The sequence below is a fragment of the Peribacillus sp. P4_D6 genome, assembly GCF_056401795.1.
In genome coordinates, this window is the sequence record NZ_JBFUIQ010000021.1 from 35017 (window position 1) to 59854 (window position 24838).

Annotated in this window: 28 protein-coding genes; 20 read left to right on the top strand and 8 right to left on the bottom strand. The window is 36.8% G+C overall.

What is annotated here, in order from left to right; translation table 11 throughout:
* Positions 1 to 256: 256 nt before the first annotated feature.
* From AC1DVB_RS09635 to AC1DVB_RS09660, 6 genes are all read left to right on the top strand, one after another.
* Positions 257 to 736 (top strand): GNAT family N-acetyltransferase, encoded by a 480-nt coding sequence (locus AC1DVB_RS09635; RefSeq protein ID WP_477589079.1) that lies wholly within the window; start codon positions 257 to 259, stop codon positions 734 to 736.
* Between the two features lie 287 nt (positions 737 to 1023).
* The gene (locus AC1DVB_RS09640; RefSeq protein ID WP_477589081.1) at positions 1024 to 1473 is read left to right on the top strand and encodes a GNAT family N-acetyltransferase; all 450 of its coding nucleotides are present in this window, start codon (positions 1024 to 1026) and stop codon (positions 1471 to 1473) included.
* A gap of 18 nt (positions 1474 to 1491) precedes the next feature.
* Complete coding sequence (locus AC1DVB_RS09645) at positions 1492 to 2022, top strand: PepSY domain-containing protein (protein WP_477589083.1); 531 nt, start codon at positions 1492 to 1494, stop codon at positions 2020 to 2022.
* A gap of 14 nt (positions 2023 to 2036) precedes the next feature.
* A complete protein-coding gene (gene fosM, locus AC1DVB_RS09650) occupies positions 2037 to 2459 on the top strand; it encodes a FosM family fosfomycin resistance protein (protein ID WP_098187213.1) in 423 nt (140 codons plus the stop codon).
* A gap of 36 nt (positions 2460 to 2495) precedes the next feature.
* Entirely contained in the window at positions 2496 to 3188 is a 693-nt protein-coding gene (locus AC1DVB_RS09655; RefSeq protein ID WP_063590049.1) for an aspartate/glutamate racemase family protein, read from the top strand.
* Between the two features lie 503 nt (positions 3189 to 3691).
* On the top strand, positions 3692 to 3889 hold the full coding sequence (locus tag AC1DVB_RS09660) for a hypothetical protein (protein ID WP_063575108.1): 198 nt from the start codon (positions 3692 to 3694) through the stop codon (positions 3887 to 3889).
* 256 nt (positions 3890 to 4145) lie between these two features.
* Here the strand turns inward: AC1DVB_RS09660 and AC1DVB_RS09665 are convergent, their stop codons facing one another.
* Positions 4146 to 5456 (bottom strand): MFS transporter, encoded by a 1311-nt coding sequence (locus AC1DVB_RS09665; protein WP_477589086.1) that lies wholly within the window; start codon positions 5454 to 5456, stop codon positions 4146 to 4148.
* Between the two features lie 170 nt (positions 5457 to 5626).
* Positions 5627 to 6391 (bottom strand): MBL fold metallo-hydrolase, encoded by a 765-nt coding sequence (locus tag AC1DVB_RS09670; protein ID WP_057276446.1) that lies wholly within the window; start codon positions 6389 to 6391, stop codon positions 5627 to 5629.
* A 132-nt stretch (positions 6392 to 6523) separates the two neighbouring features.
* On the opposite strand from AC1DVB_RS09670, the gene AC1DVB_RS09675 reads away from it, so the two are divergent.
* Positions 6524 to 6931 carry an Lrp/AsnC family transcriptional regulator gene (locus AC1DVB_RS09675; protein WP_034304420.1) on the top strand — a complete coding sequence of 136 codons (408 nt, stop codon included), beginning with the start codon at positions 6524 to 6526 and terminating at the stop codon, positions 6929 to 6931.
* A gap of 369 nt (positions 6932 to 7300) precedes the next feature.
* On the opposite strand, the gene AC1DVB_RS09680 is transcribed toward AC1DVB_RS09675, so the two are convergent.
* Both AC1DVB_RS09680 and AC1DVB_RS09685 read right to left on the bottom strand, forming a co-directional pair.
* Entirely contained in the window at positions 7301 to 8122 is an 822-nt protein-coding gene (locus AC1DVB_RS09680; RefSeq protein WP_048685423.1) for an STAS domain-containing protein, read from the bottom strand.
* 370 nt (positions 8123 to 8492) lie between these two features.
* A complete protein-coding gene (locus AC1DVB_RS09685) occupies positions 8493 to 9449 on the bottom strand; it encodes a patatin-like phospholipase family protein (RefSeq protein ID WP_477589088.1) in 957 nt (318 codons plus the stop codon).
* Positions 9450 to 9735: 286 nt separating this feature from the next.
* Here AC1DVB_RS09685 and AC1DVB_RS09690 point away from each other — a divergent pair, with 286 nt between their 5' ends.
* The 6 genes from AC1DVB_RS09690 (at position 9736) to AC1DVB_RS09715 (ending at position 14173) form a co-directional block, all read left to right on the top strand.
* Complete coding sequence (locus AC1DVB_RS09690; protein ID WP_477589090.1) at positions 9736 to 10281, top strand: hypothetical protein; 546 nt, start codon at positions 9736 to 9738, stop codon at positions 10279 to 10281.
* A 279-nt stretch (positions 10282 to 10560) separates the two neighbouring features.
* A complete protein-coding gene (locus tag AC1DVB_RS09695) occupies positions 10561 to 11058 on the top strand; it encodes a hypothetical protein (RefSeq protein ID WP_057276443.1) in 498 nt (165 codons plus the stop codon).
* 213 nt (positions 11059 to 11271) lie between these two features.
* Entirely contained in the window at positions 11272 to 11493 is a 222-nt protein-coding gene (locus AC1DVB_RS09700) for a DUF3953 domain-containing protein (protein ID WP_477589108.1), read from the top strand.
* A gap of 295 nt (positions 11494 to 11788) precedes the next feature.
* Positions 11789 to 12316, top strand: coding sequence for an RNA polymerase sigma factor (locus AC1DVB_RS09705; protein ID WP_477589093.1), 528 nt, complete (start codon positions 11789 to 11791; stop codon positions 12314 to 12316).
* The gene (locus AC1DVB_RS09710; protein WP_477589094.1) at positions 12300 to 13451 is read left to right on the top strand and encodes a DUF4179 domain-containing protein; all 1152 of its coding nucleotides are present in this window, start codon (positions 12300 to 12302) and stop codon (positions 13449 to 13451) included. The genes AC1DVB_RS09705 and AC1DVB_RS09710 overlap by 17 nt, the downstream gene beginning before the upstream one ends.
* A 518-nt stretch (positions 13452 to 13969) precedes the next feature.
* Positions 13970 to 14173 (top strand): hypothetical protein, encoded by a 204-nt coding sequence (locus AC1DVB_RS09715; protein WP_477589096.1) that lies wholly within the window; start codon positions 13970 to 13972, stop codon positions 14171 to 14173.
* A 205-nt stretch (positions 14174 to 14378) separates the two neighbouring features.
* Here AC1DVB_RS09715 and AC1DVB_RS09720 read toward each other — a convergent pair whose 3' ends face one another.
* Entirely contained in the window at positions 14379 to 15149 is a 771-nt protein-coding gene (locus AC1DVB_RS09720) for a sporulation protein (protein ID WP_454861779.1), read from the bottom strand.
* A gap of 405 nt (positions 15150 to 15554) precedes the next feature.
* Here AC1DVB_RS09720 and AC1DVB_RS09725 point away from each other — a divergent pair, with 405 nt between their 5' ends.
* Complete coding sequence (locus AC1DVB_RS09725) at positions 15555 to 15938, top strand: cupredoxin domain-containing protein (RefSeq protein WP_377333066.1); 384 nt, start codon at positions 15555 to 15557, stop codon at positions 15936 to 15938.
* Between the two features lie 159 nt (positions 15939 to 16097).
* Entirely contained in the window at positions 16098 to 16655 is a 558-nt protein-coding gene (locus AC1DVB_RS09730; protein WP_454861776.1) for a hypothetical protein, read from the top strand.
* Positions 16656 to 16698: 43 nt separating this feature from the next.
* Here the strand turns inward: AC1DVB_RS09730 and AC1DVB_RS09735 are convergent, their stop codons facing one another.
* On the bottom strand, positions 16699 to 18114 hold the full coding sequence (locus tag AC1DVB_RS09735) for a PQQ-dependent sugar dehydrogenase (RefSeq protein WP_477589099.1): 1416 nt from the start codon (positions 18112 to 18114) through the stop codon (positions 16699 to 16701).
* A 372-nt stretch (positions 18115 to 18486) separates the two neighbouring features.
* Here AC1DVB_RS09735 and AC1DVB_RS09740 point away from each other — a divergent pair, with 372 nt between their 5' ends.
* Complete coding sequence (locus AC1DVB_RS09740; RefSeq protein ID WP_048679554.1) at positions 18487 to 18762, top strand: ArsR/SmtB family transcription factor; 276 nt, start codon at positions 18487 to 18489, stop codon at positions 18760 to 18762.
* A 107-nt stretch (positions 18763 to 18869) separates the two neighbouring features.
* Positions 18870 to 19253: a VOC family protein gene (locus AC1DVB_RS09745; RefSeq protein ID WP_095680040.1), complete on the top strand. Its 384-nt coding sequence runs from the start codon at positions 18870 to 18872 to the stop codon at positions 19251 to 19253.
* 202 nt (positions 19254 to 19455) lie between these two features.
* Here AC1DVB_RS09745 and AC1DVB_RS09750 read toward each other — a convergent pair whose 3' ends face one another.
* Positions 19456 to 19611, bottom strand: a complete 156-nt coding sequence (locus AC1DVB_RS09750; RefSeq protein WP_164468797.1) for a hypothetical protein — start codon at positions 19609 to 19611, stop codon at positions 19456 to 19458.
* Between the two features lie 796 nt (positions 19612 to 20407).
* Between AC1DVB_RS09750 and catA the strand changes: the two genes are divergently transcribed.
* A complete protein-coding gene (gene catA / locus AC1DVB_RS09755) occupies positions 20408 to 21058 on the top strand; it encodes a type A chloramphenicol O-acetyltransferase (protein WP_477589101.1) in 651 nt (216 codons plus the stop codon).
* A gap of 563 nt (positions 21059 to 21621) precedes the next feature.
* Here catA and AC1DVB_RS09760 read toward each other — a convergent pair.
* Entirely contained in the window at positions 21622 to 23079 is a 1458-nt protein-coding gene (locus AC1DVB_RS09760; RefSeq protein ID WP_477589103.1) for a S8 family serine peptidase, read from the bottom strand.
* Positions 23080 to 23346: 267 nt separating this feature from the next.
* Here AC1DVB_RS09760 and AC1DVB_RS09765 point away from each other — a divergent pair, with 267 nt between their 5' ends.
* Positions 23347 to 23580 carry a cyclase gene (locus AC1DVB_RS09765; protein ID WP_239859319.1) on the top strand — a complete coding sequence of 78 codons (234 nt, stop codon included), beginning with the start codon at positions 23347 to 23349 and terminating at the stop codon, positions 23578 to 23580.
* A gap of 745 nt (positions 23581 to 24325) precedes the next feature.
* A partial coding sequence (gene map, locus AC1DVB_RS09770) for a type I methionyl aminopeptidase (protein WP_477589105.1) occupies positions 24326 to 24838 on the top strand: 513 nt, incomplete at its 3' end.

Here is a 24838-nt window from a genome sequence, read left to right on the forward strand (position 1 = left end):
AAGAATATTTAGTCTTTGCTTGTAAAATCAATGATACTTTATCTACTATTAAATTAAAAGTTATGCACATTTTTTAAAGGGAAAGTCTCTTAAATCATTAAAATATAATATGATTAAGGCCTATCAAGGTATTTGGCGAAGTTTCAGTAATATGTGGAATTGTAATTTATCGTATGAAAAGTTAATGAACTAACGGGGTATGTTAATTATTGAATGAATTCGTGAAAAAGGCCTTAATGATTAAAGGGGGAGAAGGATGGAAATTCGTTCAGTGAAAGGGTCAGATTACTATGCCATATCGCCGCTAATCAATGAATGGTGGGGAGGAAGGCAAATGTCTGATATGCTGCCGAAATTATTCTTTGATCATTTTACAAATACAAGTTTCATAGCCGAAAAGGAAGGGAACATAGTCGGTTTCCTAATAGGGATTCTATCTCAATCTCAGCCTGATGAGGCAAATATTCACTTTGTCGGAGTTCATCCTGAATACAGAAAAAATGATATCGGCAGACAGTTATATAATCAATTTTTCCATGTCGTTTATCAAAATGGCCGCAATGTTGTCCGTTGTGTAACGTCTCCGGTCAACAAATCTTCAATCGCCTATCATACCAAGATGGGATTTGAAATGGAAGAGGGAGATACATTCATTGATGGTGTTTCAGTCCACTCTGACTATGACGGACATAATCAAGATAGAGTTCTATTCGTGAAACAGTTATCAATGAACTAAGGTCGACCAGTAAAAATCCGGTCGACCTTTTTCTTATAGAATCCACTAAGGCAGGACTGGACTGTCAGCTAAAGCGGGTTTTATTCATTGCTAATGCTGCCTGGAATAGCATATTTCTCTTTAGAACCTCATAATTATCTAATCTGCTCATTGTATGCCCCCTTCATTTCTTCTTCTTAGGCAGCTCTTCTTTTATGGTCCTATAGGGACAGGATAGTTCAACAAGGATAAGATATAATTTGGATTAATATACAAAATTTTAATGAAAATAGAAAGGAAGCATGAATATGACAGAAATGTTACCACTGACATCGGAGAATTTGGAGCTATGCATCGAACTCTACATGAACGTTTTTAATCGTGAACCATGGAATGAAAGATGGACCTATGAAACGGCTAAAGAGAGACTTTCCGACTTATTGCATACACCTAAATTTCTTGGCTTTTTATTTCATATTGATCATAAACCAGTTGGTTTCATTGCTGGAAATAGTAAAGTGTCTGATCAAGGTTTAACGTATTATTTGGCAGAACTTTGTGTGAATAATCAAATGCAAGGCAAAGGGCATGGCTCAAAAATGCTTCGAGCTTTAGAAGCTGAACTGCAGAAGAGAGAGATTAAAAGTCTATATCTATTAACGGCCAATGACGGGCTTGCAGAAGCATTTTATCTGAAGAATGATTATGTTGTAAACAAAGATAGGGTGGTCATGAAGAAAAATTTTTTTGAAAAATAGTCAAGGGACGTGATGGAATTGTCGAAATCTGTAAAGTTGTATCAATTAAGCCGAAAAGTACATAAATGGACTGGATTGATTTTATCCATTTTTTTCATGTTCATCGCAGTAACGGGCCTCGTGCTTGTTTATATGATACCCCTCGGAGTGGCTGATGAGTTAAGGGCGGGGAAAGAGGCAAGTCCAGATCAAGCGATACCTATGGAGAAGGTCGTGTCCATTGCTGTGTCTCAGGATCTTCCAGGTGCGGATTCGGTTGAAGATATATTTAGAATCGAATATAGGCCAAGTGCAAATGTGTACCAGGTTCGCTTTAATAACGGTCAAGGTGTCCAAATGGATGTGAGTACGGGAAAAGTGTTATCCACAAATCCGGATTACTCGACGTTCCTCATTACTTTGCATGATGGAACCTTCTTTGGTGATTGGTATAGATACAGTATCCTCACAATGACGGGTTTATCCTTAATCCTGCTCTCGTTTTCCGGGTATTACATGTTCGGATATCCTCTCTATAAGCGTTTAATGGCGAATAAAAGGAAATCTTAATATGAGGTGGTAATGTGTCTATAAAAGGTTTGAATCACTTTTTATTTTCAGTTTCTGATTTAGACAGTTCCATAGAATTTTATCAGAAGGTTTTTGATGCGAAATTATTAGTAAAGGGCCGAACCACAGCTTATTTTGATTTGAATGGAATGTGGATTGCCCTGAATGAAGAAAAAGATATTCCCCGTAATGAAATAAGCCAATCATACACACATATCGCCTTTTCCATAGAAGAAGCCGACTTAATGAACATGTACGAGAAACTGATCGGATTGAATGTAAACATCCTGTCAGGACGTCCAAGAGATGAAAAAGATAAGAAATCCATTTATTTCACTGATCCAGATGGTCATAAGTTTGAGTTTCATACAGGGACTTTACAAAATAGAATAGATTACTACAAACAAGAAAAAGCCCATATGGAGTTTTTCGACTGATAAGTAAGCCATCTTCAAATGAAAAGGGGAATGTTCATGAAAACTATTGGCCTTATTGGCGGCATGAGCTGGGAGTCATCGTTGGAATATTATCGAATCATCAATGAAGAGGTAAAAGCCAAATTAGGAGGATTGCATTCAGCCAAATGCATTTTATATAGCGTGGACTTTGAGGAAATCGAACGCTGCCAAGCTGAAGGGGATTGGGAAAGCTCCGGCAAATTATTAGGCGATGCAGCTCTGTCTTTGGAAAAGGCAGGTGCCGAAATGATTCTAATTTGTACAAATACGATGCATAAAGTGATTGGATATATTGAAGAAAAAGTCAGTTTACCGATTTTGCACATTGCTGATTCAACGGCAAAACAAATTCAAAAGTCCAAAATCAGTACGGTTGGTTTACTTGGCACTAAATATACGATGGAGCAAGACTTTTATAAAACACGAATTGAGACTAACGGTATCAAGGTCCTGATACCAAGCGAAGAGGATAGAAAAGTCATCAATAAAGTGATTTATGAAGAATTATGTTTAGGTGAAATTCAACAATCRTCAAGGGATTATTACAAAAAGGTTATCAAGGGGTTAGTTGATGATGGAGCGGAAGGAATAATACTAGGCTGCACAGAAATTGGATTACTAGTAAAACCCGAGGATTCCAAAGTGCCATTATTCGATACAGCTGTCATACATGCCATCGAATCCGTTAATATGGCATTGGAAAAATGAAGTGATCACATTGTGCTTTAAAAAGGAAGGTTGCTGCGGCGGCCTTTTTTTGTGGAGATGAGGGGGAGGGTAATTCAGGTAATAAAGAGCCAAATAAATGGAATTATGTGTTAATATTTTACTAGAAGATATGGGACTCGAATTTAAAGGGAGATAAAGATGCGAAATGTAACATATATATTTATTACTAGTTTAATTTGGATCTTATCAGGAACTTTTTTGTTCATCCATAGTAAGGGTCTGATGAATGTTAGTCCTTGGGGGATGCACACTTTTGAAAATATAACGATACAAATAGCAGTTATTCTATTACCGGTTATTGGACTATTTTTATCAATTCTTATTAAGAAGAGAGTCATAAAGTACGTAATGATTTTAGGGTGCTTAATGAATATTTATTATCTCTCCATTCCATTTACCTTTGCTTGGTTACATTACTTTCAGGTCATTTGATACAGTAAAACACTTTTGAATTTATATTTCAGTAAAGGAGACGATGGGATTTGCTTAAGATTGATACAGTTTTTTCATATGTTCTTCTCGGAGTAATAGTTTTTTATGCCTTGGAATGGTTAGCTGTTGGTTCAGGTTTCGGGGTACTTGTTGGCGGAAGTTTTGGTTTACTTTTATATATAGCTAATCATTTTAGTAAAAATCAAAAAACAATGGGCAATGCGGAAGAACCTGATGACAAGCAATAAATATTAATATCCTAGGCTAACGGGTGCTTTACATTAATAAAAGGGTTGCTGTGGCAGCTCTTTTTCTTAAGGAACAAACGGGGCGGGTTAGTTGAACAAGAGATTCCATAAAACCTTCCTGGGCTTCTTTAGAAGCTTGTTTTTTTATAAGTTACCTTCCTATATGAATAAAGGCAGCTTTCAGTTTCTTGCTGAAAGCTGCCTTGTTGATATTTTAATTTCACTATATAGGGATATATCTACATTAAGCTAACTATCATAGCTCTTTGCTTGGACTTTTCCGAGACCAAACAACTACAGGAATAAGCACTAGTGACAGAATGGCTCCAGAAAGTGATAATGCTGCAAAACTAGAATGAGCGACTACCATTCCTGATACCCCACCACCAGCTGCTCCTGACAGTGCAAATAGTACATCGACTGATCCTTGTGTTTTTGCACGTACAGATGGGTGCGTTGAATCTATAATGAGAGCAGTCCCGCTTATTAAACCAAAGTTCCAGCCCAAACCTAGCAGTACTAACGCCAGGGTAAGCAGTGGCATTGAACCTACGGGTGCAAAAGCTGCCACCAATCCTGAGGTTAGGAGTGTAGCACCAGAAGCAACAGCCATGGTAATACGTCCAAGCTTATCTACCAGTATACCTGTCAATGGTGAAGGAAGATACATAGCTGCTATATGGAAACCTATAACTAATCCTACTTCTCCCAAACCATGACCATGATGTCCCATATGAATTGGTGTCATTGTCATAATGGCTGCCATGACAAATTGAGTCAAAATCATAATTAAAGCCCCTACAACAACACCCTTTTTGTTTATGGTGGCATTCTTTAAGTTTGTCCCTGTCTGTACACTATCGCCTTTTTTCTTAGCATTCGCAATAGCTGTGGACACAACCAAAGGGTCTGGACGAAGTAAAATTAAGATAAATAATCCGGCAATAATAAAAGCAGCTGCTGACAAGATAAAGGGGCCAGCCAAGGTTGGAACACCAATTGAATCCGCAAATTCCCCCATTGTATTGACCAAGTTAGGACCAACAACGGCACCCAAGGTAGTGGAAACCATGGCCATGCTTGCAGCAGTTGCCCTTTGTTTATCTGTTGCAAGGTCTGTCCCTGCATACCGCGCTTGTAGATTAGACGCTGTACCAGCTCCATAAATAAAAAGAGAAATAAATAAAAGTGGGATGCTGTTGGTTAAGGCTGCAATTATAACACCAATGGCACCTAACCCACCTGCAAGGAAACCACCTGCAAGTCCTGCTCTCCGGCCAAAACGTTGTGAAGACCGGCCTATAAGCAGGGCAGCTCCTGCAGAACCTAAAGTAAATAGGGCAGTTGGAATTCCTGCCGCATTTTCAGTCCCTAGCATGTCTTGTGCAAGAAGCGCTCCTACTGTTATACCGGCTCCAAGTCCTGCTCCCCCAAAGATTTGTGAAAGAATCAAAATTCTTAATGTTTTTTTATAAAGGTGTATTTGTCTTTCTGGTGAATCAATATATTCTTGCAACCATATAGGCTGGTGTGTTGAGGCATTTGTATCTTTTGCTGACATTGTCATGAACTTTACCTCCTAACGAAATATCCTTGTAGCTTTTCATGTTTGGATGTCATCCTTGGAACATTTCATATCGTCATTAGAAGAAGCTCATAATTAAATTTCGATAATTATGAGCTTCTTTTATTTCTTATTTTTAAATAGGAACGTGACACTATTTGTCGGTGTTCATATTAAAATTTGTAGGATTCACCATCTTCTGGTACTAACATTTTACTTGAGAATCCTTTTTCTTTACTAAAGCTTTTTAATTCTTCTCTAGATAGTGTCCAATGGTTAACAGCTTCCATATGAACAGAAATAACCTTAGCATTAGGAGCCGCCTTGTGTACTTCATAGATGTCTTCTTTTCCCATAATGAGAGAACCATATTCTATCAATTGATTATCTCCGCCATTGACAACAATAATATCTGGTTTATGGGTATCCAATTCTTCCTGTACACCTTCATACCAGACTGTATCACCAGCTACGTACAATGTTTTTTCACTTGGATGTTTAAAGACAACGCCACATACTTCCCCCATGCGCTTTAATAGTTCTTCTCCTCTTCCATGCTCGCCTCTTGTTTTAACTAATTGGATGCCTTCAAAGACAGTGTCCTTTGTTAATACCTCTACATTGTGGAACCCGGTATTTTGGACTTCCTTTGCATCTTCTTCATTTTGAACGAACATTTTAATATCTTTTGGTAATAGTCTTTGCGCTGCTTCGTCAAAATGGTCTAAATGTAAATGAGTCACAATGACTGCATCAACTCCACTAATAATATCGTCAGCAAAGGTTGGTAAACTCACTGAAGGATTGTTTTGATCTTGCCTAATCGTACCAGGGAAAGACGGGTACGCACCTTTCTCTGCTAACATAGGATCAATTAAAAACTTTTTATTTGCATATTCTACAACTATCGTTGCATTTCGAATTTGTGTAATCTTCATCTTTACAACTCCCTTTCTTTTCATGTGTTCACTAACAGTGTTAAGTGTATAATATGAGCAGTATTCAAATACACAGATAAATTAAAGTGTTTTAGGCGTTTGACTTTATTTTTGAAAGGAGTTGACGTTCAGATGGATCAAACAGATAAGCGAATTATAGAGGAGTTATGTAGTAATAGCCGGATTACGATGAAAGAATTAGGGGAGAGAGTTCACTTAACAGGACCGGCAGCCGCAGCTAGAGTGGAGAAATTAGAGGACAATGGGGTTATTGAGGGGTATAGCATTAAAGTGAATCAAGCGAAATTAGGGTGTTTTACGTATGCCTTTATCAATATCTATATAGAAGGTACACATCATCAACCTTATCTCTCATTTATCCAAACAAAGGAAGGATATGTCATCAATAATTATAAAATCAGTGGAGATAGCTGTTATCTTTTGGAGTGCAGGTTTCCAAGTAATGAAGCGTTAAATCAATTTTTATTAGAGTTAAACAAGTATGCAAACTATAAATTATCGATCGTTATAAGTAAATAGGGCATGAATAAACATGGATATTTGTGAATAGTCACATTTAAACTATAGGGTGCTTGAATTGAACAACGAATGCAGCAGGGACACCTCGTTTTCTTATTCACAAGTTAGTATATGAAGGACTGTACTTAAACTAATGGGTGGTTTAGCTAAAGATCGGAGCTGTCTTTAAGGCAGCTTTTTTTTTATGGAGCTATAGGACAGGTTAGTTGAAGAAGAAAACGAATTGATTGGTGTTGAATTAAATGCCTAACTATATTTTTTATACAAAGATATAACTGCTAGGCAGGAAAAATATTTAGACAGTTGGTCAGAATATATTGAATAAGGAAAAAGAGTCGCAAAGCGACCCTCCTCTAAGATTCTCCGTATTTAACATATTAAGTATTTATTCAACGCTTGTTGTAAAGTTCCTAATGTTTGTGCCTTTTCATTTAATCTCATTCCTAAGCGTATCATATTGCTAGCCACTTCAGCTCTTAACCCGGTAATCACTGTGGTACATCCCATTAATGAAGTGCCGTCAATAATCCTCATTAAATGATCAATTACCTCAGTCTCCATTTCCATAATTCCAGATAAGTCCATAATCAATGTTTGAATACGTAATTTTCCAATCTCTATTAAAACTTTTTCCTCTAGAATATTCGTTCGGTAAAGATCAACCGCACCAATTAAAGGCAAAATACATATAGTGGGTGTTATTGGGATTATTGGCACAGAAAGATTTTCGACCAATTCTCTTTGAGCCGTTATCAATGAATCTTTGTATTGAGAATATGTGATAAAAAAAACATTTAAAAACCTGTCTACTTGATTATTTATTTGTTTTTCTACCGAAAAAAAATCTTCATTTATAACGTGATTCGTTACCTCGTTATATCCTTGTAGGAACTTCCACAAAGTTCTTCGAATGGCTTGCACCCACTCTAATTTGAAAGTTAATGGTATTTCGTGTGTCGCCCAAGCTATACCTTCTTGTTTAGCAAATGATTGAAGCTCTTGTTCTTCACCCTCAATAATGTATCGAACCAGCTTACGGGCATTATTTATCAGGTCAATATTACCGACCATTAATATTTCTTCAATTTTGTCTTTCACATTAGATGCTTCGTTTAATAATGAATCTTCAAAATCCTCGTTATTTTCTTCGATGAATTTCATTAATTTATATATATCAAGTGACAAATCCATAATTTAATCTCCTTTTTTTAAATATGCCAAATCATAAATACCCTATTATTATAATTATTAAACCCATTTACACAAAAAACTTCTAATTTAAAGGAAAATGGATGATATTTATGTAAATTAAAATTGTGAAGATACTAACGGGTGCTTTACTTCAATAAGGAAGGTTGCTGAGGCAGCCTTTTTCGTATGGCACTAACGGGGCAGGTTGTTCAATTAAAGAGATGTACATTGGCATATTTTCCTTACATTAGTAGAGAGTTTAGTTGAAGAAGAACTGAATAAATAAAAACAGCCAGGTTCTGGCTGTTTTAAAAAATCCGAATGCTTGAAATAAAAACAAAAATTCAATCAGGTTTATGGGGTAACTTTATTAATTCCAGTTTTTCTCTATAAATTGAACTGCAGGAGTTAAATTTGTTTTGTTAGCAATTGAAATGAGAGCTGGAACCACAGAAGGGTCCGTTTTGGAGAAATTAGGGATCCGTGGATTTAACCGAAAAAAACGATTTCCTAGAAGCTGAGAACTGACCATGGATTCATAGTAACCGGATCCACTAGCGACAATCTGAAGAAATGGCAGTAAGGGTTCATTGGGAGATCGGTCCAAAAGAACTCCCCAATTTGGGGGAAGGTTCTTCATATTTTCGGGACGTATGTTATCTGCACTTACCATCCCCCATCCCTTCGTATCTCTTCTTAATCGAGTCGGCTCTTCACCTGTTCCAATGGATAATACCGCAATTTGATCCAACGGCTGTTTGGCCTTCCCCACCGCAAATGCGATACTGGCTGTACTGGGGTTGGTCGCTACTGTATACCCATCCACGTAGTTTTGATAGGCTCGTTGCGTCGCGGGGGCACCACTGCTCCTTAGTATTACATCACTCGCTTTCTCATTTAAATAGGGAGAGCCAGGAAAGTTGTGGAATAACACAGGAGTCCAACGATTCAGCTCCGGTGAGAATAAATGAAATGCAGGTACAACAATTCGTCTTTTTAAGTCTTTGAGGAGAAGATCTGATGGGAAAAATGTTTGTACCGCTTTAATGAAACCAGAATATGGCAATTGTTGGTTGAAAACAGGTCCACCTGGTCGGGAAACGCTGAAAGCCGGCAGGATTTTATCCTTAAAAAACTGGAGTGTCTCCTTCGGCGATCTTCCACTTGCTAACGCAAGGGCAGTGAATGAACCGATTGAATTTCCCGAAAAAACATTGGTTCGACTAATTAATTTTGGGTTTTGCCGAGCCAGTCTGTTCAAAAGTTGTAAACTTAAAGCACCTAAAGTGCCGCCTCCATCAAAGGTTATGATCCGATATTTTGTCAAAGCTATTTCTCCTTTCTAATCTGGTCACAAATATCATTCAGTATATGTTTATTTTTCAGGAGCCGGATTATGTAGCTAAACATCCAAGTAAAGACTTCACCGAGTATATAAAAAACTACGACGAGGATAGAGGAGACTACGTTTGAGTGGGAGTACGGGCAATCCAAACAGAATTATTATGCACGTACTTTGTTTGTAATGAGTGATGAGAAAGACAGAAAGTAACAAGGGTAATTCATAATTTGTATAGAATATGTAGAGTGTAGATTCATTTGAAGATAATGAGGTGGCTATCATAAAGAAAATTATTAGTTTATTGTTTTTGGTTGTATTGTTTATTGGTGCAGTTGCTTGTAACAAAGATGTGATCAAAGAAAACAGTGAAGAAAAACCCCTACAAGAGGAAAATGTGGTCAAAGTAGAAGAGGCAGAAATACTATTTAATAACTATAGTAAAGAACTATATACTATTAAAGATCCATCCAATCCCCCAATTTTTGATGAAATCGCAGAAAAGATTAAATTATATTTAACAGAAGAACAATATAATGCTGAAATCGCTAACCGTAAATTTCAAATACCAGAATTGGTATCCAAACAAATTAATAAAAGTATTGAAGTACAAGATGTGAAACTTGAAGAACAAAGCAAAAATGATGATGGCACAATAGATTACTTATATACAACAACATTTAAAGTTTATGACGAGAATTCATCTAAAATTTATGAAAAAGAAGGAGAATTAACCATATCCACTACAAATAATGAATTAAAAATCGATCGTGATTGGAGTAGAGGGGTGAAAATTGACGGTTTAGATGGTGGCCTATAAGAGCTTATAAATGAAGAGTCATATTCATTAAAGTAAGGAATGGAAAATATATTTCATAATGGTTGTTGCAGCACCTTTTCTATATAAACTCCACAACAATGAAATGTGAAAATTCGGAACTAAGTATTTCGTATTCCTGAGGAAGGTGAACGCAGTTGGTGTAATGTTGTTTTATACCTAAATGACTCTTTAACACAGAAAAGGTTTTACTCTCGTTTATGTTATAATTTCGATTGAAGAATATCGATTTATACTATGACTATAGATTGGTTGTTGAAGATGAAAAGGAAAAAAAACAAGAAAAACGAATCAAATATAATTAATATGACATTTGGAAAGAATTCTTATGTTAAGGACGATGAAACAGATTTTATATTTGCGTGGTTACATCCTATTATTTCGTGTAGGTTATGTATCAAGTATTTTATAAAATGGATAACGTCTGTGGATTCTTCTTTAGCACCTAATGTTCATCGTTACTACATTTTATTCTTTACATTGATATTGAGGTCATTTTTATGGATTTATATTGGGATGGGGATTGGAGTAATCTCAAATGATGAGTCTGATGGTATGAGGTTAGTGACAGAGATTCCAATGGCTTTCGGGATGTCATTTTTATGTATATTTGGACTATTGTTGGTTTTACGGATTGTGATTTCTTTCTTTGAACTGATCAGACTATTTAAAAAAGATAACTTAATTTTGTATGGTTTGGGAGTTACCGTTGTATATGGATTTATTGGCATGGTTATGTTGGGAAGTGCAATGAGGTAGTTTTATACCATGTTATTCTGCAGGTAACGGTGCGTTTGCTGGAAATCGTAGCTGTCTTTAAGGCAGCTTTTTCTTACGGGACTAACGGAGTAACGGTGCAGGATAGTGAAAGGAGTAATTTCCATTTTTTATATAAATGACAAGTTGTTAAATGGTATGATTGAAAAGAAATAGTGCAGAACTTAATTTTTAGGGGGAAATATATTTTTGAAAGTGGTTAGAATTATTTTAGCGATAATTGTTCTTGCTTTATCAGCCTATCAGCTAATTACAGAAAATTTTGAGTTGATGCCGTATTCTATGTTGTTCTCGGGGGCAATTATGTTAGTTACAGGATTAGCCGAACTTCAAAAAGATAGAAAAGGATTTTGGGGGTATATGAGCCTTGTTGTCTCTTCATTTCTTTTCTATGTTTCCATACAGGGTTTCTTATAGAACTAACAGGTGCGTTAGCTGAAGATCGGAGCTGTCTTTAAAGGCAGCTTTTTCTTATGGAACCATCGGGGCAGGATAGTTCCCTGATCTAACGAGGAACTTATTCTAGGGTAAAAATCATGAGCTTGGAGCATGATTTTTACCTTATTTCTAAGACAACTGATAAACATCAGTTCTATAAAAACAAAAAGATCTCTAATCTAAACTTTTAGAGATTTTTTTTACGCAAAAACACAACTTTTATTTAGTTAGTACGTCTAAGTATTGAAAATTTAAGAAAAGGAGGGGTGGAGACTTGTCGGAGTACAGAAAATTAGAAATTGCAGATTGGTATGACCAACATAGTAAATCCATTTTAAGCTTTATTTTATTGATGGTTAAGGATTATCAACAAGCAGAGGATTTGACCCACGATACCTTTGTAAAAGCGTACTTATATCATAATTCATTTAAACAGCATTCCAGTGAAAGAACATGGCTATTCAGTATCGCTCACAACTTAACGGTTGATTTTTTAAGAAAACGTAAACCCAGCAGGTTCTTTAAAGAAGTATTTCTTTTTCAAAAGGACAATACCTCATTACCTGAAGAAATGATTCGAATAAAAGAGGAATCATCTGAACTATATAAAGCGTTAGGGGAAATCAAAGATACATATCGACAGGTGATCGTTTTAAGAAAAATCAAAGGTTTTTCGATTGAGGATACAGCAAAGATATTGAGTTGGACTGAGAGTAAAGTTAAATCAACTCTTTTTAGAGCTATTCCAGCCTTAAAAAAACAACTAATAAAGGAGGGGTATTTGGATGAAAAAACAATATGAAGATACTGATTTAGATATCTCCTTAAAGAAGTTAAATGCCGATCTACTGTGGAAAACCAAACAAAAACAAGAACTGAAAAAACGAATCATTTCTGATATTGAAAAGTTGGAGTCCCAAGAGAGAAATAAGAATCCTATCCTACCAACTCGTATCAGAAAAGTAAGTCTGATTAAAAAGTTAGCATACTCTGGAATCGCGTTAATCATATTATTGGGTTTATTTATTGGCTCAGCTTTTATCTCTCCTGCAATGGCAGAGGTTGTATCAAAAGTCTCTTTCATAAATCAAATTGTGCAAAGCTTGAAGGAAACGGATGACAGGAAAGGAAAGCTAGATGCTTTATATGACGAGATATCTAAAAAGTTAAACGAGAATAAGGAGTATGAAGGAAAAGTAGAAGTTGGAATGTCATGGCTTTTTTCCTCCGAGCCTCCTTCATTCACTGTTTGGGTAGGGGATGAAGATTTTAAACAAGAACATGAGGATGAAATTAAAGATATTATTTTTAAATGTGCTAAGTCTTATAAAATTGATGGAGTTGAGGTTGTACTAGAAGTACGGGATAATGTTGAACCAAGTGAAAAAAATAAAGAATTAGAGAAACTTACAGATGAAATACTTACAATAACGCAAGAGGCTGTAGAAGAAAAGGGTTATACCATTTTAGCTAGTGGAGTATCTACGAACCCCAAAAAGGTTACCGTTAAAGTGGGGATTGAAGGAACAGAGCAACATTACAAAAAAGTGAAGAGTCAAATAGAAAAACATGTACATGATGTAATATATGCAAAAAAGCATGAGAAGTTTAAAGTTGAAGTCAAAAGAGAAAGTGAAGACGAAATTAAGGGTCAGAGTTGGCAGCCTATTTTTACAGCAGTCATGGAAGAAACACATAAAAAGTTTAAAGAAACAAATGGTTTTGCCTACTCCTTTCATCCAAAACCTCTTGAAATCATTTTAAAGACTTCATTATCCAAAGGAGAGGAGACTGAAGAGCAAGCTGAAAGAATTGAAGAGTATGCAAGACAGGTAGTTGAAGTAAAAAGGAAGGAATTATCCGTTGAAGCAATACCATATAAAGTCATTATACGTGATAAAGATCATAAGAAATTGTATGAGGAATTGCACAATTAAAATATATTGCTTCTTCGACTAACAGGTACTTTACTTCTCTATGGAGCTGGAAACAGCTTCTTTTCTTATGCAACTATCGGGGTAGGTTAGTTGAACACGAATGTAGGTTTTAATGGTGGAATTAACCTGATTAGATTTATTAAGTAGTTTACCTGCAATATAGAAAATAAATTAGGAGTTGTTTTTATGTTTGACATTGCTTTGATTTTGATTATAGCTTCTGCTGGGGAGTTATTGTTATTACCGGCTTCCTCGTTATATTAGGTCGAAGAATTTTAGAACCTAAGAAAGAACTTCAACAAAAAATCGATACTAGAAGAAGAGGTTCAAATATTAAAAAATCACAAATAAAAACTAGCTTTAACGAACTAACGGGTGCGTTAGCTGACGATTAGAGCTATGCAACTATCGGGGCAGATTAGTTTAACAAGGAAAAAGTTCATTTATTGTTATAATCATAAAAAAATAGCGGATGTTTAGTTGGATTGCCAGCCAAAGAATAGGAGTGGTTTGAATTTATGGCAATAACAAAGAAAAGATTCTTCATTATTTGTATAGTGGGTATCATACTTAAGTATCTTGCAAGCTCTGGTCTGCAATACTTCAGGGGACAAACGATACATTGGTTAGGGAATGTAGCATACGCATTCTATTTCGTAGCATCTCTTTCACTTTTACTTTGGTTATTTGGAGATTCTGGTAAGAAAAAAGCTGATCATTAATACAGTGATTGGCTCAGGCTGTTGAGAAACCCTCGACAGCCTTTAATGAACTAACAGGTGTTACTGTTTAATGAGAACTCTACTAATCTAGTATAATAGTTATTCTTTTGACTATACTGTCTATTAATACGGTATAGATTGGAGAGAAACAGGTATGATCTTAACTGATGTTGGGGTTTATATAAGGCAGATAAGCAAATCCAATTTATCGAGAATAACGGGATAGTATATCCATCAGTTCTTCCTTGGCTGTTTCTACACTTTCTTTTTGGAAATGTTTGTATTGCACTCGGATCTTGGATTCATCCATTCCTGCTGCACTTTCCAAAAACCCAGAAAGTCCTCTTGCTTTTCTATCCACTTCGATGAATAAATCTACGGATTGAGCGTCCGCGACGAATCCGATTTCAACCTCATCAAGGCTTCTTTGGAATGGACCGCCCTTTGGCTTGTATTCGAATTCCTGAAAGACACCCGTTTTGCTACGTTTGAAGGGTACATTTTTCACTTTGTTCAAGTAAAACCCTAATGATTCGATTGCTTTTAGGAAGCTACTGACTGTTTCATTTCCAAATACGTTTATATAATCGTTATCTTTAGGGTCCAATGCGAACGTCACATCCATTTCCGTCTTCATCCACACAGACACGTCCCCTATCGTGATTGGCGTTTCGTACGGAAGTTGCAAGGAAAACGGAATCACCTTTTCTTCGCCTTTTTCAATGACGAATGCATCCGAAACCTTTATTTTGTAAAGGGTAACATCATCTAAATACTTACGGTCATCCTGTTCCCTCAAAACCTGTGTCATCACATGGATGTACAGCCCATTGATTTCTTGTTGGGTGTTTCCGCCAAGGACAAACACGTTCCCTTTTACCGTTTCTCCTTGTTTGTATGAATCTTTTTCTGATTTTGTATCCACTTTCGCCGCACCGATTCCGATGCTTGCTTTCATTTTATCAAAAAATGACATGTACATAATTCCCCCTTTGTAAGTCTATAAATAGCATAGCATAATAGGTTCATGGGCGCCTCTAGAAGGGGTTCAAAGTTTAATGGGCCATGAAAAAGTGAAACCACAAAAATTTATGCATATCTAACACACGTATAGGCGTTTGTATTAGAGTTCATCCGCATGACTTAAGTGGCTATCTTAAAGCTTGGAAAGAATGGAGAGTGTATCTTCCTTCTATTTAAATTTATAATGGTAAAATGTCAAAAAGACTATGATGCAAAATCATAAGATTGGACTCCAGAAGATCGTCATTAGTGGCGATCTTTTTCTTTTCACCTATTTGAACGCGCACTGTAACCAAATTAATAGTAATAATATTTTATGAATTAGAAAAAGATAGGGTAAGGGAAGGAGGGATTGCGAATGTCAGTGAAAAAGTGGGTAACGGGATTGGTCGTTATGCTTGCAACGGTTGTCGTTGTGACATCTCTAGGATCATTCGGCGTATCTGCCGAATCCCGTGTTGTAGCTCAGCCTGCGGTGAAATCGATTGAGGTCAAGTTGAACGATGATTTCTTTAATCCGGAAGCCATCACTATTCCGAATGGAACAGCCACAACGTTGATTTTGAAAAACAAAGGTAAGAAAGAGCACACCTTCACAGTGGAAAAGCTCGGAATTGACGCAGAGGTCCAGGCAGGTAAAGAAAAAACCATTACCGTGCAACCGAAACAGCCGGGGACATATGAACTGATATGCCGGTACCATTTCCAGGAAGGAATGGTTGGGAAAGTGATAGTCGAATAAAAGGCAGGGCCAAATAAGGCCTTGTTTTTTTATTAGGCAAAGGAAAATCATTTTTCATTTCAGGATATAGATGGTGGTTCATTAATAATTGTTCCACCTCTAATGAATGGTAAATATAATGTAGGGTAACGTATAAACCATTTAGAATGAGGTGGAAATGTGTATTTTTTTAAACCTATTTCTGATGAGGTTCGTTTATCTCAAATCCTATTCAATAAACATAATAGAACGATGAAGCTCATTTTAGTGTCCATTTTTGCTTGCATTGCTGCCATTCTACAGGCTGCTGGTGGCTTTTTACCAGGTATCGGATATTTTATAAGTTCGCTAGCCACTGCACCTATTCTGTTAGGTTCCATGTTTTCCATTCCATTTGGAGTGATGACCTACCTTTTGACAATCATGTTGTTATTCATCCTACAGCCAACTGAACTCATTGTATTTCCTTTTACAACAGGATTGTTGGGTCTTGGCATAGGGGCATCTTTTTTCTTTTTTAGGAAGAGATTAAGTGTTATTGCTGTTGGTGCCATTCTTTTAATGTCAGGAATTATGAGTCTGCTATTTATTTTTCACTTTCCGGTTTTAGGTCCAGCCGTGCCTGTTTCCTTTCCATTTCTGATAACTGGCTTTTTATTCGCTTTCATTTATAGCTGGTTTTGGGTTGAAATGGCTTTAATCATTTTTAAAAGATTAAAAATGATTAAAGTACAGTGAGTCCCCAACACTCGGTTTTTCATGATTAAGTAGAATTTGAAAGTTAGGATTCAACGATTTCAAAAATCGTACCTTGGTTAAAATCAGTCACTTTCATAGAGCCATAGACCCCTAAATATAGTCTGGTTTGATCCAGGTTCGTTCCTAAATTAACATAATAAGCTGATTGAGACCCAAAATCATAATCGGTCTGTATCACACTAAAATCATTTTGTTCACCATTTGGTCTTACGGTGGTATAAGCTAAAGCMCCTCTTACCTGAGGTTGAGATTCTTTCCGGGCAAGATCGGTAAACACAACGCTTCCTGTCAAAGCAGGGATTCTTTCCCCCATATAGGCTTGCACCCCTGTAAGTGCAGTTCCTCCAAACTTATCGGGTCTGGAATCTTCATGAAAATAACTAGTCAAAGGCTGAAGACGGCTCCCTGAAAGCGCAGCTGCTTCATTGTAATAAGCAGTTATTTTCTCATTCAAAGCCGGATTATTCGTGCATCTTCTGATAATCGAAGCAGGAAAAGCACCTTCCCAACCTCGCCAGCCAAAGTTAATAAATCCTTCTTTGTCAGGTTCGGAATTCATGGAATAAGCTTGAATAAGCTGAGTAACCGGTATTGGTTTATACTGAACGAATGAATAAATCGACTCGACCAAACGCTGTCCGACATTTCCCGCATACTTAATATACTGATTATAAAATCTTTGAAATGAAATGCCTGGTATATTGCGCACCCCTTTGGCCATTACCATGAGCGTTTCCTGAATGGGTGTGGGAAGTTCATTAAAACGTGTGACAATGGGTGGATTATTGATGTATAGATTCTTGCCTACATCCATTTCGATTATTTTACCGGCGATTTCGAGATCATCCTGGCTTAAGTTAAATGGATCATAGCCTGATCCGCCATCTCCGGTTGTTAAAACAAGTTTTCCTGTTTCAGGTGAAAAGTTTAAACTATTGAACCCATTATGATTTTCAAATGGCCGTCTTAAGTTAAGTAATGTCCGTCGTTTTTGGGGTTGACCATTCGATTGTAAAATCCATTCTTCAATTGTATCAATATGGTTATATTTAGTTTCTCTATTCATCCACCTTAGGTTTAACGTTTTGGGATCACACGGGTCAGGCTTAAAAGATTCAGAAAGAGCGCCTGGTCCTTGTGTTCCAGCTACTGAATAATGAAGATAAAACAAGCCGTTATAATAAAATTCGGGATGAAACGCCAGCCCCAGCAATCCCCGTTCATCATATCCGCCGCCAGAAGCACCTAGTTTTAGGATTCGCGGGCGAATATCTAAAAAAGTCCTTATCTCTCCGTTTCCTATGTAAAAAATCTCTCCTACCTGGGTTGCAATAAATAATCTTTCAATGGAGTCACCCGGAAGTATAGTCGTTTTCAAAACAGTAGGTAAATTTATCTTACTTACGATGGGCCGTAAACCAACCTTCACTTTTATCAACTGATTTTGCCCCCCTTCTTATTGTTTTCTTTAATAAGAATATGATTAGAACTGTCCGTTAGTACCAATTTAGGCAGGGGGAATCTGATAAGGCAATGCACCACTTTCCGCAGGAGCGTAAGGAATCTGATGGAGTGCGTTACGTGACGGGGCGGATTAAGGTGAAAAACCAAAACCAATACTTAAATTGTCTGCAATTATGGGAAATGAATGAGTGTTGGGGTTATACATGATGGAGCCTGATGATGGAAATAATAGATCAACATATGTATTTGTAGCTTTCGTCCATCAGGAATAGGTGCCATTGACAAGCAACTATACAGTTGCTTATACTTGTTGACATGCAACCATAGAGTTGCTTATAATCGATGTATGTGGGATAAAGACGCTATATTCAAAGCACTCGGCGATTCGACTCGGCGGCTGATATTGGACGAACTATCTGAACGCAACGAGCTGACGTTGTATGAACTTACGGTACGTCTCATTACGAAGCACGACCTTGCCATTTCGCGACAGGCTATCGCTAAACATCTAGCTGCATTGGAAGATGCAGGACTCGTAAAATCAAAACGAAAGGGAAAATATCGAGTACTAATGTTCAACAACGAACCACTTAAAAACTTGCTGAAAGGATGGATAGAGTAATTTTATAAAATCGGAACAGGCTTCTGAAGAATGTGTGGGTTTTTCGGCTTGGAGCCAAATTGTATGCAGAGCACCAGCGTGGTAAATATTAAAGGAGGCAAAAGATTATGAAAATCATTGTTACCAGTTTATTCGTAGAAGACCAAGACAAGGCACTGGAATTTTATTCAGAGAAGCTGGGATTTGTAAAAAAGCATGACGTTCCCATGGGGAAATTCAGGTGGATTACGCTTGTTTCTCCCGATGATCACGACGGTACCGAGCTTTTACTCGAACCGAATGAGCATCCTGCCGCAAAGGAATATCAAAAGAAGATAGTAGCCGATGGCATCCCAGCAACAATGTTTGGCGTCGCAGATATTCATAATGAGTACAAACGGCTATTGGAAAACGGCGTGAAGTTTACGATGGAGCCGACAAAAATGGGCGAAAGCACAATAGCTGTCTTCGATGATACATGCGGCAACCTTATTCAGATAGTGCAGCAGTAATTTTATGTGAAATAGAGGTATATAGGCTTTATTGTAATGGTTTTAAGTTGGAGGAAGTGTGTTCATCTAACTTTAAGTTAACCCTGTCCTGATTTTAGGACAGGGTTTTATATTTTGGGGTGTAAAAATAAATGACAATGTTGTCATTCTCAACATTTTAAAAAAGTTTATAAATCGAAAAAATAACCCCGAAAGATGGGGATTATTTTTTATTTACTTGACGTCCACTTTTTTTTGAGCTCTGTGAACTTGTGTTTCCAATTTGAAATTCATTACCTAGTTCAACATCATTTCTTTTATCCTGTTTCTCGATTTGCTTTCTCGTTTGATCCTTGTTTTGCATCCCTTGTTTAGACAATACGTATCCATCTCGCTTTCAATATTATTGTTTTTAATATGCGCAAGTATAAGGAAAATACGTATTATTATTAAAAAAATAATTCTTTTAATAACTTACTAATAGTTCTTATTATATTAGGTGTTTTTTCGTTCTTCTTCGGTGTCTAACTTGAAGGGAGTTGCAGTGAATTTAGCTGCTAATCGGCAGCTTCTTTTATCAAAAAAGAAGAAATTAGTTTAAGTCTGTTAATTATTGTACTTAAACTAAAGGGTGCTTTAGCGCCATAGAGGGCCGCAATTGGCGGCCAGAAAAAACCACAACAGATCCAGTAAAAACGCTTTTTAAAAAAGGGCTGGGCCTTATGAGTGATCTGATTGAGTTTGGTAAATCGTTAAACAAAAACCTCCAATTATAGCCAATTAAGTAGAGGCTAGCGCGACGACCAAAAAAGGATTAATCTCCCATGAGTGCTACCCATAAAGGGCGCGACAGTCGGTGGTACACCGTGGTCGTCGGAGTCAGACTAACGGATGGGCTCAAAGGTACCATAGTTCAACGACCTTCTTCGCCAGCCATTAAACATAATTGACCCTGAACCCCATTTTCATTCTCTGTGGTGCAGCACCGATTTTGCGCTGCATGGATGGCTAACGGAGCAGGATCGTTAAAGAAAGTAATCTCTGTAAGTTGATTTTAGTCTGGGAATATTTAATAATGTTGGGGTACAAATTCTTTTAAAAAAGGATGACTGTCATGAAAAAAGCAGAGGAAATAGCCTCCTAAATCAAATAAAACACATTAGGAGGCGTTGTATATGAAATTCAATATGATTGATCGTGAAAATTGGGTTCGAAAAGAGTACTTTGAACACTATTTACAACAACAAACAACATTCAGTATAACGAATGAAATGAATATTACTGTTCTTATGGAAAACTTAAAGAAGAAAAATTATAAGTTATATCCCGCGTTTATTTTCATGGTTACAAAAATAGTTAATTCCCATCGAGAATTTAGAACCAGTTTTAACCAAGAAGGGAATTTAGGTTATTGGTCAGAAATTTTGCCTTCTTATACAATTTTTGATAAGAAGACATACACATTTTCTAGCATCTGGTCACCGAATGAAAGTAGGTTTTCTGAATTCCATTCCCAGTATGAAAAAGATGTAGAAGAATACAATGGTACGGGTGGTTTATTTCCAAAGACCCCTATACCAGATAATCATATTCCGATATCCATGATCCCTTGGAGTTCTTTTACAGCATTTAATTTAAATATTAATAATGGCGGCGGCGATTTTCTCTTACCCATTATAACCGGGGGGAAATATTCACAGATAAAAGATGAATGGTTCTTGCCTGTTTCGTTGCAAATTCATCATGCAGTTTGTGATGGGTATCATGCAAGTGTTTTTATGAATGACCTCCAAAGGTCTGCTGATGAAAGTGCAGACTGGCTCTAGTTGTTCATTGGGAAAATAAAAAAGGGGAACTGTGAAAGCAGTTCCTTTTTTTATAGAATTAAAAAAAGGTTTGTGTACCGTTAGCTCAATAAGTAGATGTTTTTGGTGTGGTATTATATGGATATAAGAATGACTTACATAATTTAAAGGGAGATGATTTAATGTCATTTAATATTTTGATACCAATTATAATAATGGGTCTCATAATTCTTTGCGGCTTTGGAATTTTCAAGATTGCCAAAATCATAAAAAGGTGAGGCTAGCCGGCTGCCATTACTTATGAAAATAAAGGGCAGGATCGTTCCAATCACAAATTGGAAAATGTTTTTTTACTTGGACTAGAATTTGTAATTAAGCGAAAAAACAAAAAAATCCCAACAATTAAGTTGGGGATGAATTTTAACTGGTGAGTTGTGTTAATTAGAATATGGCTTCACGCATTTTATGTGTTTCCGTTTTTGATATTTCGGGCATATAGCCTTTTTTATTATGGATATATTTTTCCCAATTACTGTTCAGGTTACAGATTCTGATCATGAACCTTAATATTTCAGAAATATAGGCTACTTCTTTATATTTTCTAATGCTCTATATGCATTTGCTTCTCCTGAGCCAAATAAAGCATCTTGTCCTTTCTTTCCATAGTCAAGAGTTGTTTGCTTAATGCGAGCTGTTACTTGGTCTGGTTTATACTCCGGATGAGCTGCCTTAATAACCCCTGCAATTCCAGCTACTTGAGGTGTGGCCATGGAAGTACCAGCATTAAACTCATATGAAGTACCTAAATAGGTAGGCCAAGTACTAAGGATTAAGTTACTTGGATCAGCCGCCGCAGGGTCATTGGTTTCTGCATATTCAGGCCCGAAATCCCCTCCGGGTGCTGCCACGTCAATGGCACTGTTTCCATAATTAGAGTAGAAAGCAAGCTGTTGAGTTGACCATTTTGTGGAGGCAGATACATTAATGACTCCTGGCAGCTGTGCCGGTACCACGGTTGCAGGCCCTTTCACGCTCATACCATATGGTTCATACAATTTATTTAAAAATTCGTTAACTTCCTTCTTATCATCTAAATTTAAACTTTCATTACCACTGCCGGCCACTACAGTTACTCCATTCTTTACTGCATATTGAATGGCTCTTTTCCAAAGTAACGTTTCAGCGATCGATTTATAACTTTCTCCCTCAATTGTCATTTTGTTATTATTATAGAAACGTAGAGACATATTAATAACATCTACCTTGTCATTTGTTGCTGCAATAATTCCATCTATAATCCAAGTTGGTAATCCAAGGGCTTGCTCTGAGTATAATGCGCGATAGGATCTGATTCCTAAATTCGGCCCTACACCCTTTACTTTACCATTTGCGCCAATGATCCCGGCAACGTGAGTGCCATGCCCATTGCGATCTTTAATATCAGTGGGATCACCTGTTTCAGATTCATCCATTCCAGCAGGAACAAGGTTACGTCCGCCTAAATTATTATTCTTTAAGTCAGGATGAGACTCATCAATTCCGGTATCAATCACTCCCACCACTGCTTTATGAGTCATGCTTCCATCTTTATTTTTATATCCGCCTGTTTCTAAATCATATGATTTCCCGTCGTTGGTCACCCTTTGTATATCCCATTGGGAGTCCCAATAACTCTCAGAATTTTGCTGGCTGATGATACTGGATCCATAGTTATAAGGGCTGACTGYTGTTTTGTCTAAGGTTAGGGGGATTTCTCTGTTAGCAGCTTCTATTGAAGAATGAGCTTTTAGGTTTTTAAGAAAAGAAGGCTCGTCCGATTGAGCTTCTATTCCGCCAACCTCGGGAAGGACTTTGGTTATTTTACCACCGGCTTTCCGTATTACCTCTTGATAATTTTCTGGTAATCCACCTTTAAAGGCTATTGCGTATGAGTCATTCAGCTCCTGATTTTGACTCTTTGCTTGGGCAGGAACATCACCAACGGAAAGTATCCCTGCTCCTACAGCAATCGAAAGTACCGTATGTAGAATTCTCTTTTTCATATGTCTCCTCCTATATAATGGAAAATATTAACCATTTACTATCTTAATATACAACAACTTAAATTCCAAGTTTTTCTAATGAATCTATTATTGAAATTGGCAGCTCTTTTTATTTATGAAATGATCGGGGCAGTTAGTTGAAGAAGGGAATGGTTTTTTTGTCTGGAATATGTCTAGTGGGAACTGTGAAAGGTGTAAAAACCCTGTGTCGCCAAAAGGTTTATATATCAATGCAATTCAGTATCAATCAATATGAGGAGGGTTCAAATGGATAAAAGAGTTCAATTTGACTTTGAAATCAAGTTTACTAATGGCGGTGGGCTTCAAGGGCAGGAATTCCGCCTTGATATTGATGGAGATGACATCACTGACCAAGAGTTAGCCAAGTATATTGTAGAGGATATGAGGTTACTAATGGTTGGAGAAGTTAAGATATTTAATAAAAAGATCATTAATGAAAAACATAAACGAAAAACGGTTGATGAGAACTCCGGAAAGTAACCGGCTTTTTCAGCTAACAAGTGCCTTTGTGAAGATTGGAGCTGTCTATAAGGCAGCTTTTCTTTTGGAGATAAAGGGGGGCAGGATCGTTCAACAAGTATATTGTCTTCGGACTGTGCGGATTATTTCCAAAAAAGTTTCTTAATGGTAAAATTAGTTAGAGGTGATTTTATTGATTAGTAATAAAAGTTATAAATTTAATTTTATAGTTTCTTTAACTTTTCTCATTTTAGGTTTTATTTTTATAAATATCTTCACCAATATAGTACCTACCATTATTCTTTTTGGTTACTTCTTTCTGTACTACCTCATTAGTGGACTTAATCGTTTATCCCAACATAAGAAACAAAGCAGATCGAACTCATATAATTAATTTTCATACCGTCTCATTTGCGTCAACTCTTCAATAAGTCTTATGCAACCTAACAGGTGCGTTAGCTGAAGATCGGAGCTGCCTTTAAGGCAGCTTTTTTTTATGGAACTATTGGGGCAGATTAAAAAAAAAAATTCCCTAATATATCGAGTGGTGCAAACCGTTGATACATCAATGTTTATAGAGGGAGTATAGTTGAAGAACGATTTAAGATGTTTCAATTAAGTTGGATATTTGAATGAGAATAAAAGTAGGGAGAAGAGAGGGGCATCGTACCCAATTATGTACATTGCTTTTATTTTTCGCTAAAATAAAGGGTATAATAATGCTTATATAGTTTATTGATGATAAAAGATAATGAGGTAGAAAAAAATGATTGCAAAAACAGAAGATGATTTTAATGGTTTGAAGGAAATTGGCAAAATTATTGCCTCCATTAGAGATGAATTGGTACAAAGAACAATTCCGGGCATAACGACCAAAGAACTTGATGATATAGCCGGGGAACGTTTAGAAAAAGCGGGTGCAGTTTCAGCTCCAAAAGGTGAATATGATTTTCCTGGCTATACTTGCATCAGCCTAAATGATGAAGTGGCACATGGCATTCCGGGTGATCGGGTTATTCGTGAAGGGGATATAGTAAATATAGATGTATCCGCTTCAAAGAACGGTTATTTCGCAGATACAGGAATCTCATTTGTAGTAGGCGAAGGAGAAGAAGTATTAACGAAATTATGCGACGTCGCCAAAAAGGCATTTGAAGCGGGTCTTAAGAAAGCAAAACCCGGTTCCAAAAAAAGCAGAATCGGAAAAGCGGTGTTCGAAACAGCGAGACAGCATGGATTCACGGTTATCAAAAACCTTACAGGACATGGTGTTGGACGT

What these genes read in the sequence shown, in the direction of transcription:
- AC1DVB_RS09635 (WP_477589079.1), top strand. Translation starts at nt 257, where the DNA reads ATGGAAATTCGTTCAGTGAAAGGGTCAGATTACTATGCCATATCGCCG.
- AC1DVB_RS09640 (WP_477589081.1), top strand. Translation starts at nt 1,024, where the DNA reads ATGACAGAAATGTTACCACTGACATCGGAGAATTTGGAGCTATGCATC.
- AC1DVB_RS09665 (WP_477589086.1), bottom strand. Translation starts at nt 5,456, where the DNA reads ATGACAATGTCAGCAAAAGATACAAATGCCTCAACACACCAGCCTATA.
- AC1DVB_RS09670 (WP_057276446.1), bottom strand. Translation starts at nt 6,391, where the DNA reads ATGAAGATTACACAAATTCGAAATGCAACGATAGTTGTAGAATATGCA.
- AC1DVB_RS09675 (WP_034304420.1), top strand. Translation starts at nt 6,524, where the DNA reads ATGGATCAAACAGATAAGCGAATTATAGAGGAGTTATGTAGTAATAGC.
- AC1DVB_RS09680 (WP_048685423.1), bottom strand. Translation starts at nt 8,122, where the DNA reads ATGGATTTGTCACTTGATATATATAAATTAATGAAATTCATCGAAGAA.
- AC1DVB_RS09695 (WP_057276443.1), top strand. Translation starts at nt 10,561, where the DNA reads ATGAAAAGGAAAAAAAACAAGAAAAACGAATCAAATATAATTAATATG.
- AC1DVB_RS09710 (WP_477589094.1), top strand. Translation starts at nt 12,300, where the DNA reads ATGAAAAAACAATATGAAGATACTGATTTAGATATCTCCTTAAAGAAG.
- AC1DVB_RS09715 (WP_477589096.1), top strand. Translation starts at nt 13,970, where the DNA reads ATGGCAATAACAAAGAAAAGATTCTTCATTATTTGTATAGTGGGTATC.
- AC1DVB_RS09720 (WP_454861779.1), bottom strand. Translation starts at nt 15,149, where the DNA reads ATGTCATTTTTTGATAAAATGAAAGCAAGCATCGGAATCGGTGCGGCG.
- AC1DVB_RS09725 (WP_377333066.1), top strand. Translation starts at nt 15,555, where the DNA reads ATGTCAGTGAAAAAGTGGGTAACGGGATTGGTCGTTATGCTTGCAACG.
- AC1DVB_RS09740 (WP_048679554.1), top strand. Translation starts at nt 18,487, where the DNA reads ATGTGGGATAAAGACGCTATATTCAAAGCACTCGGCGATTCGACTCGG.
- AC1DVB_RS09745 (WP_095680040.1), top strand. Translation starts at nt 18,870, where the DNA reads ATGAAAATCATTGTTACCAGTTTATTCGTAGAAGACCAAGACAAGGCA.
- catA (WP_477589101.1), top strand. Translation starts at nt 20,408, where the DNA reads ATGAAATTCAATATGATTGATCGTGAAAATTGGGTTCGAAAAGAGTAC.
- AC1DVB_RS09765 (WP_239859319.1), top strand. Translation starts at nt 23,347, where the DNA reads ATGGATAAAAGAGTTCAATTTGACTTTGAAATCAAGTTTACTAATGGC.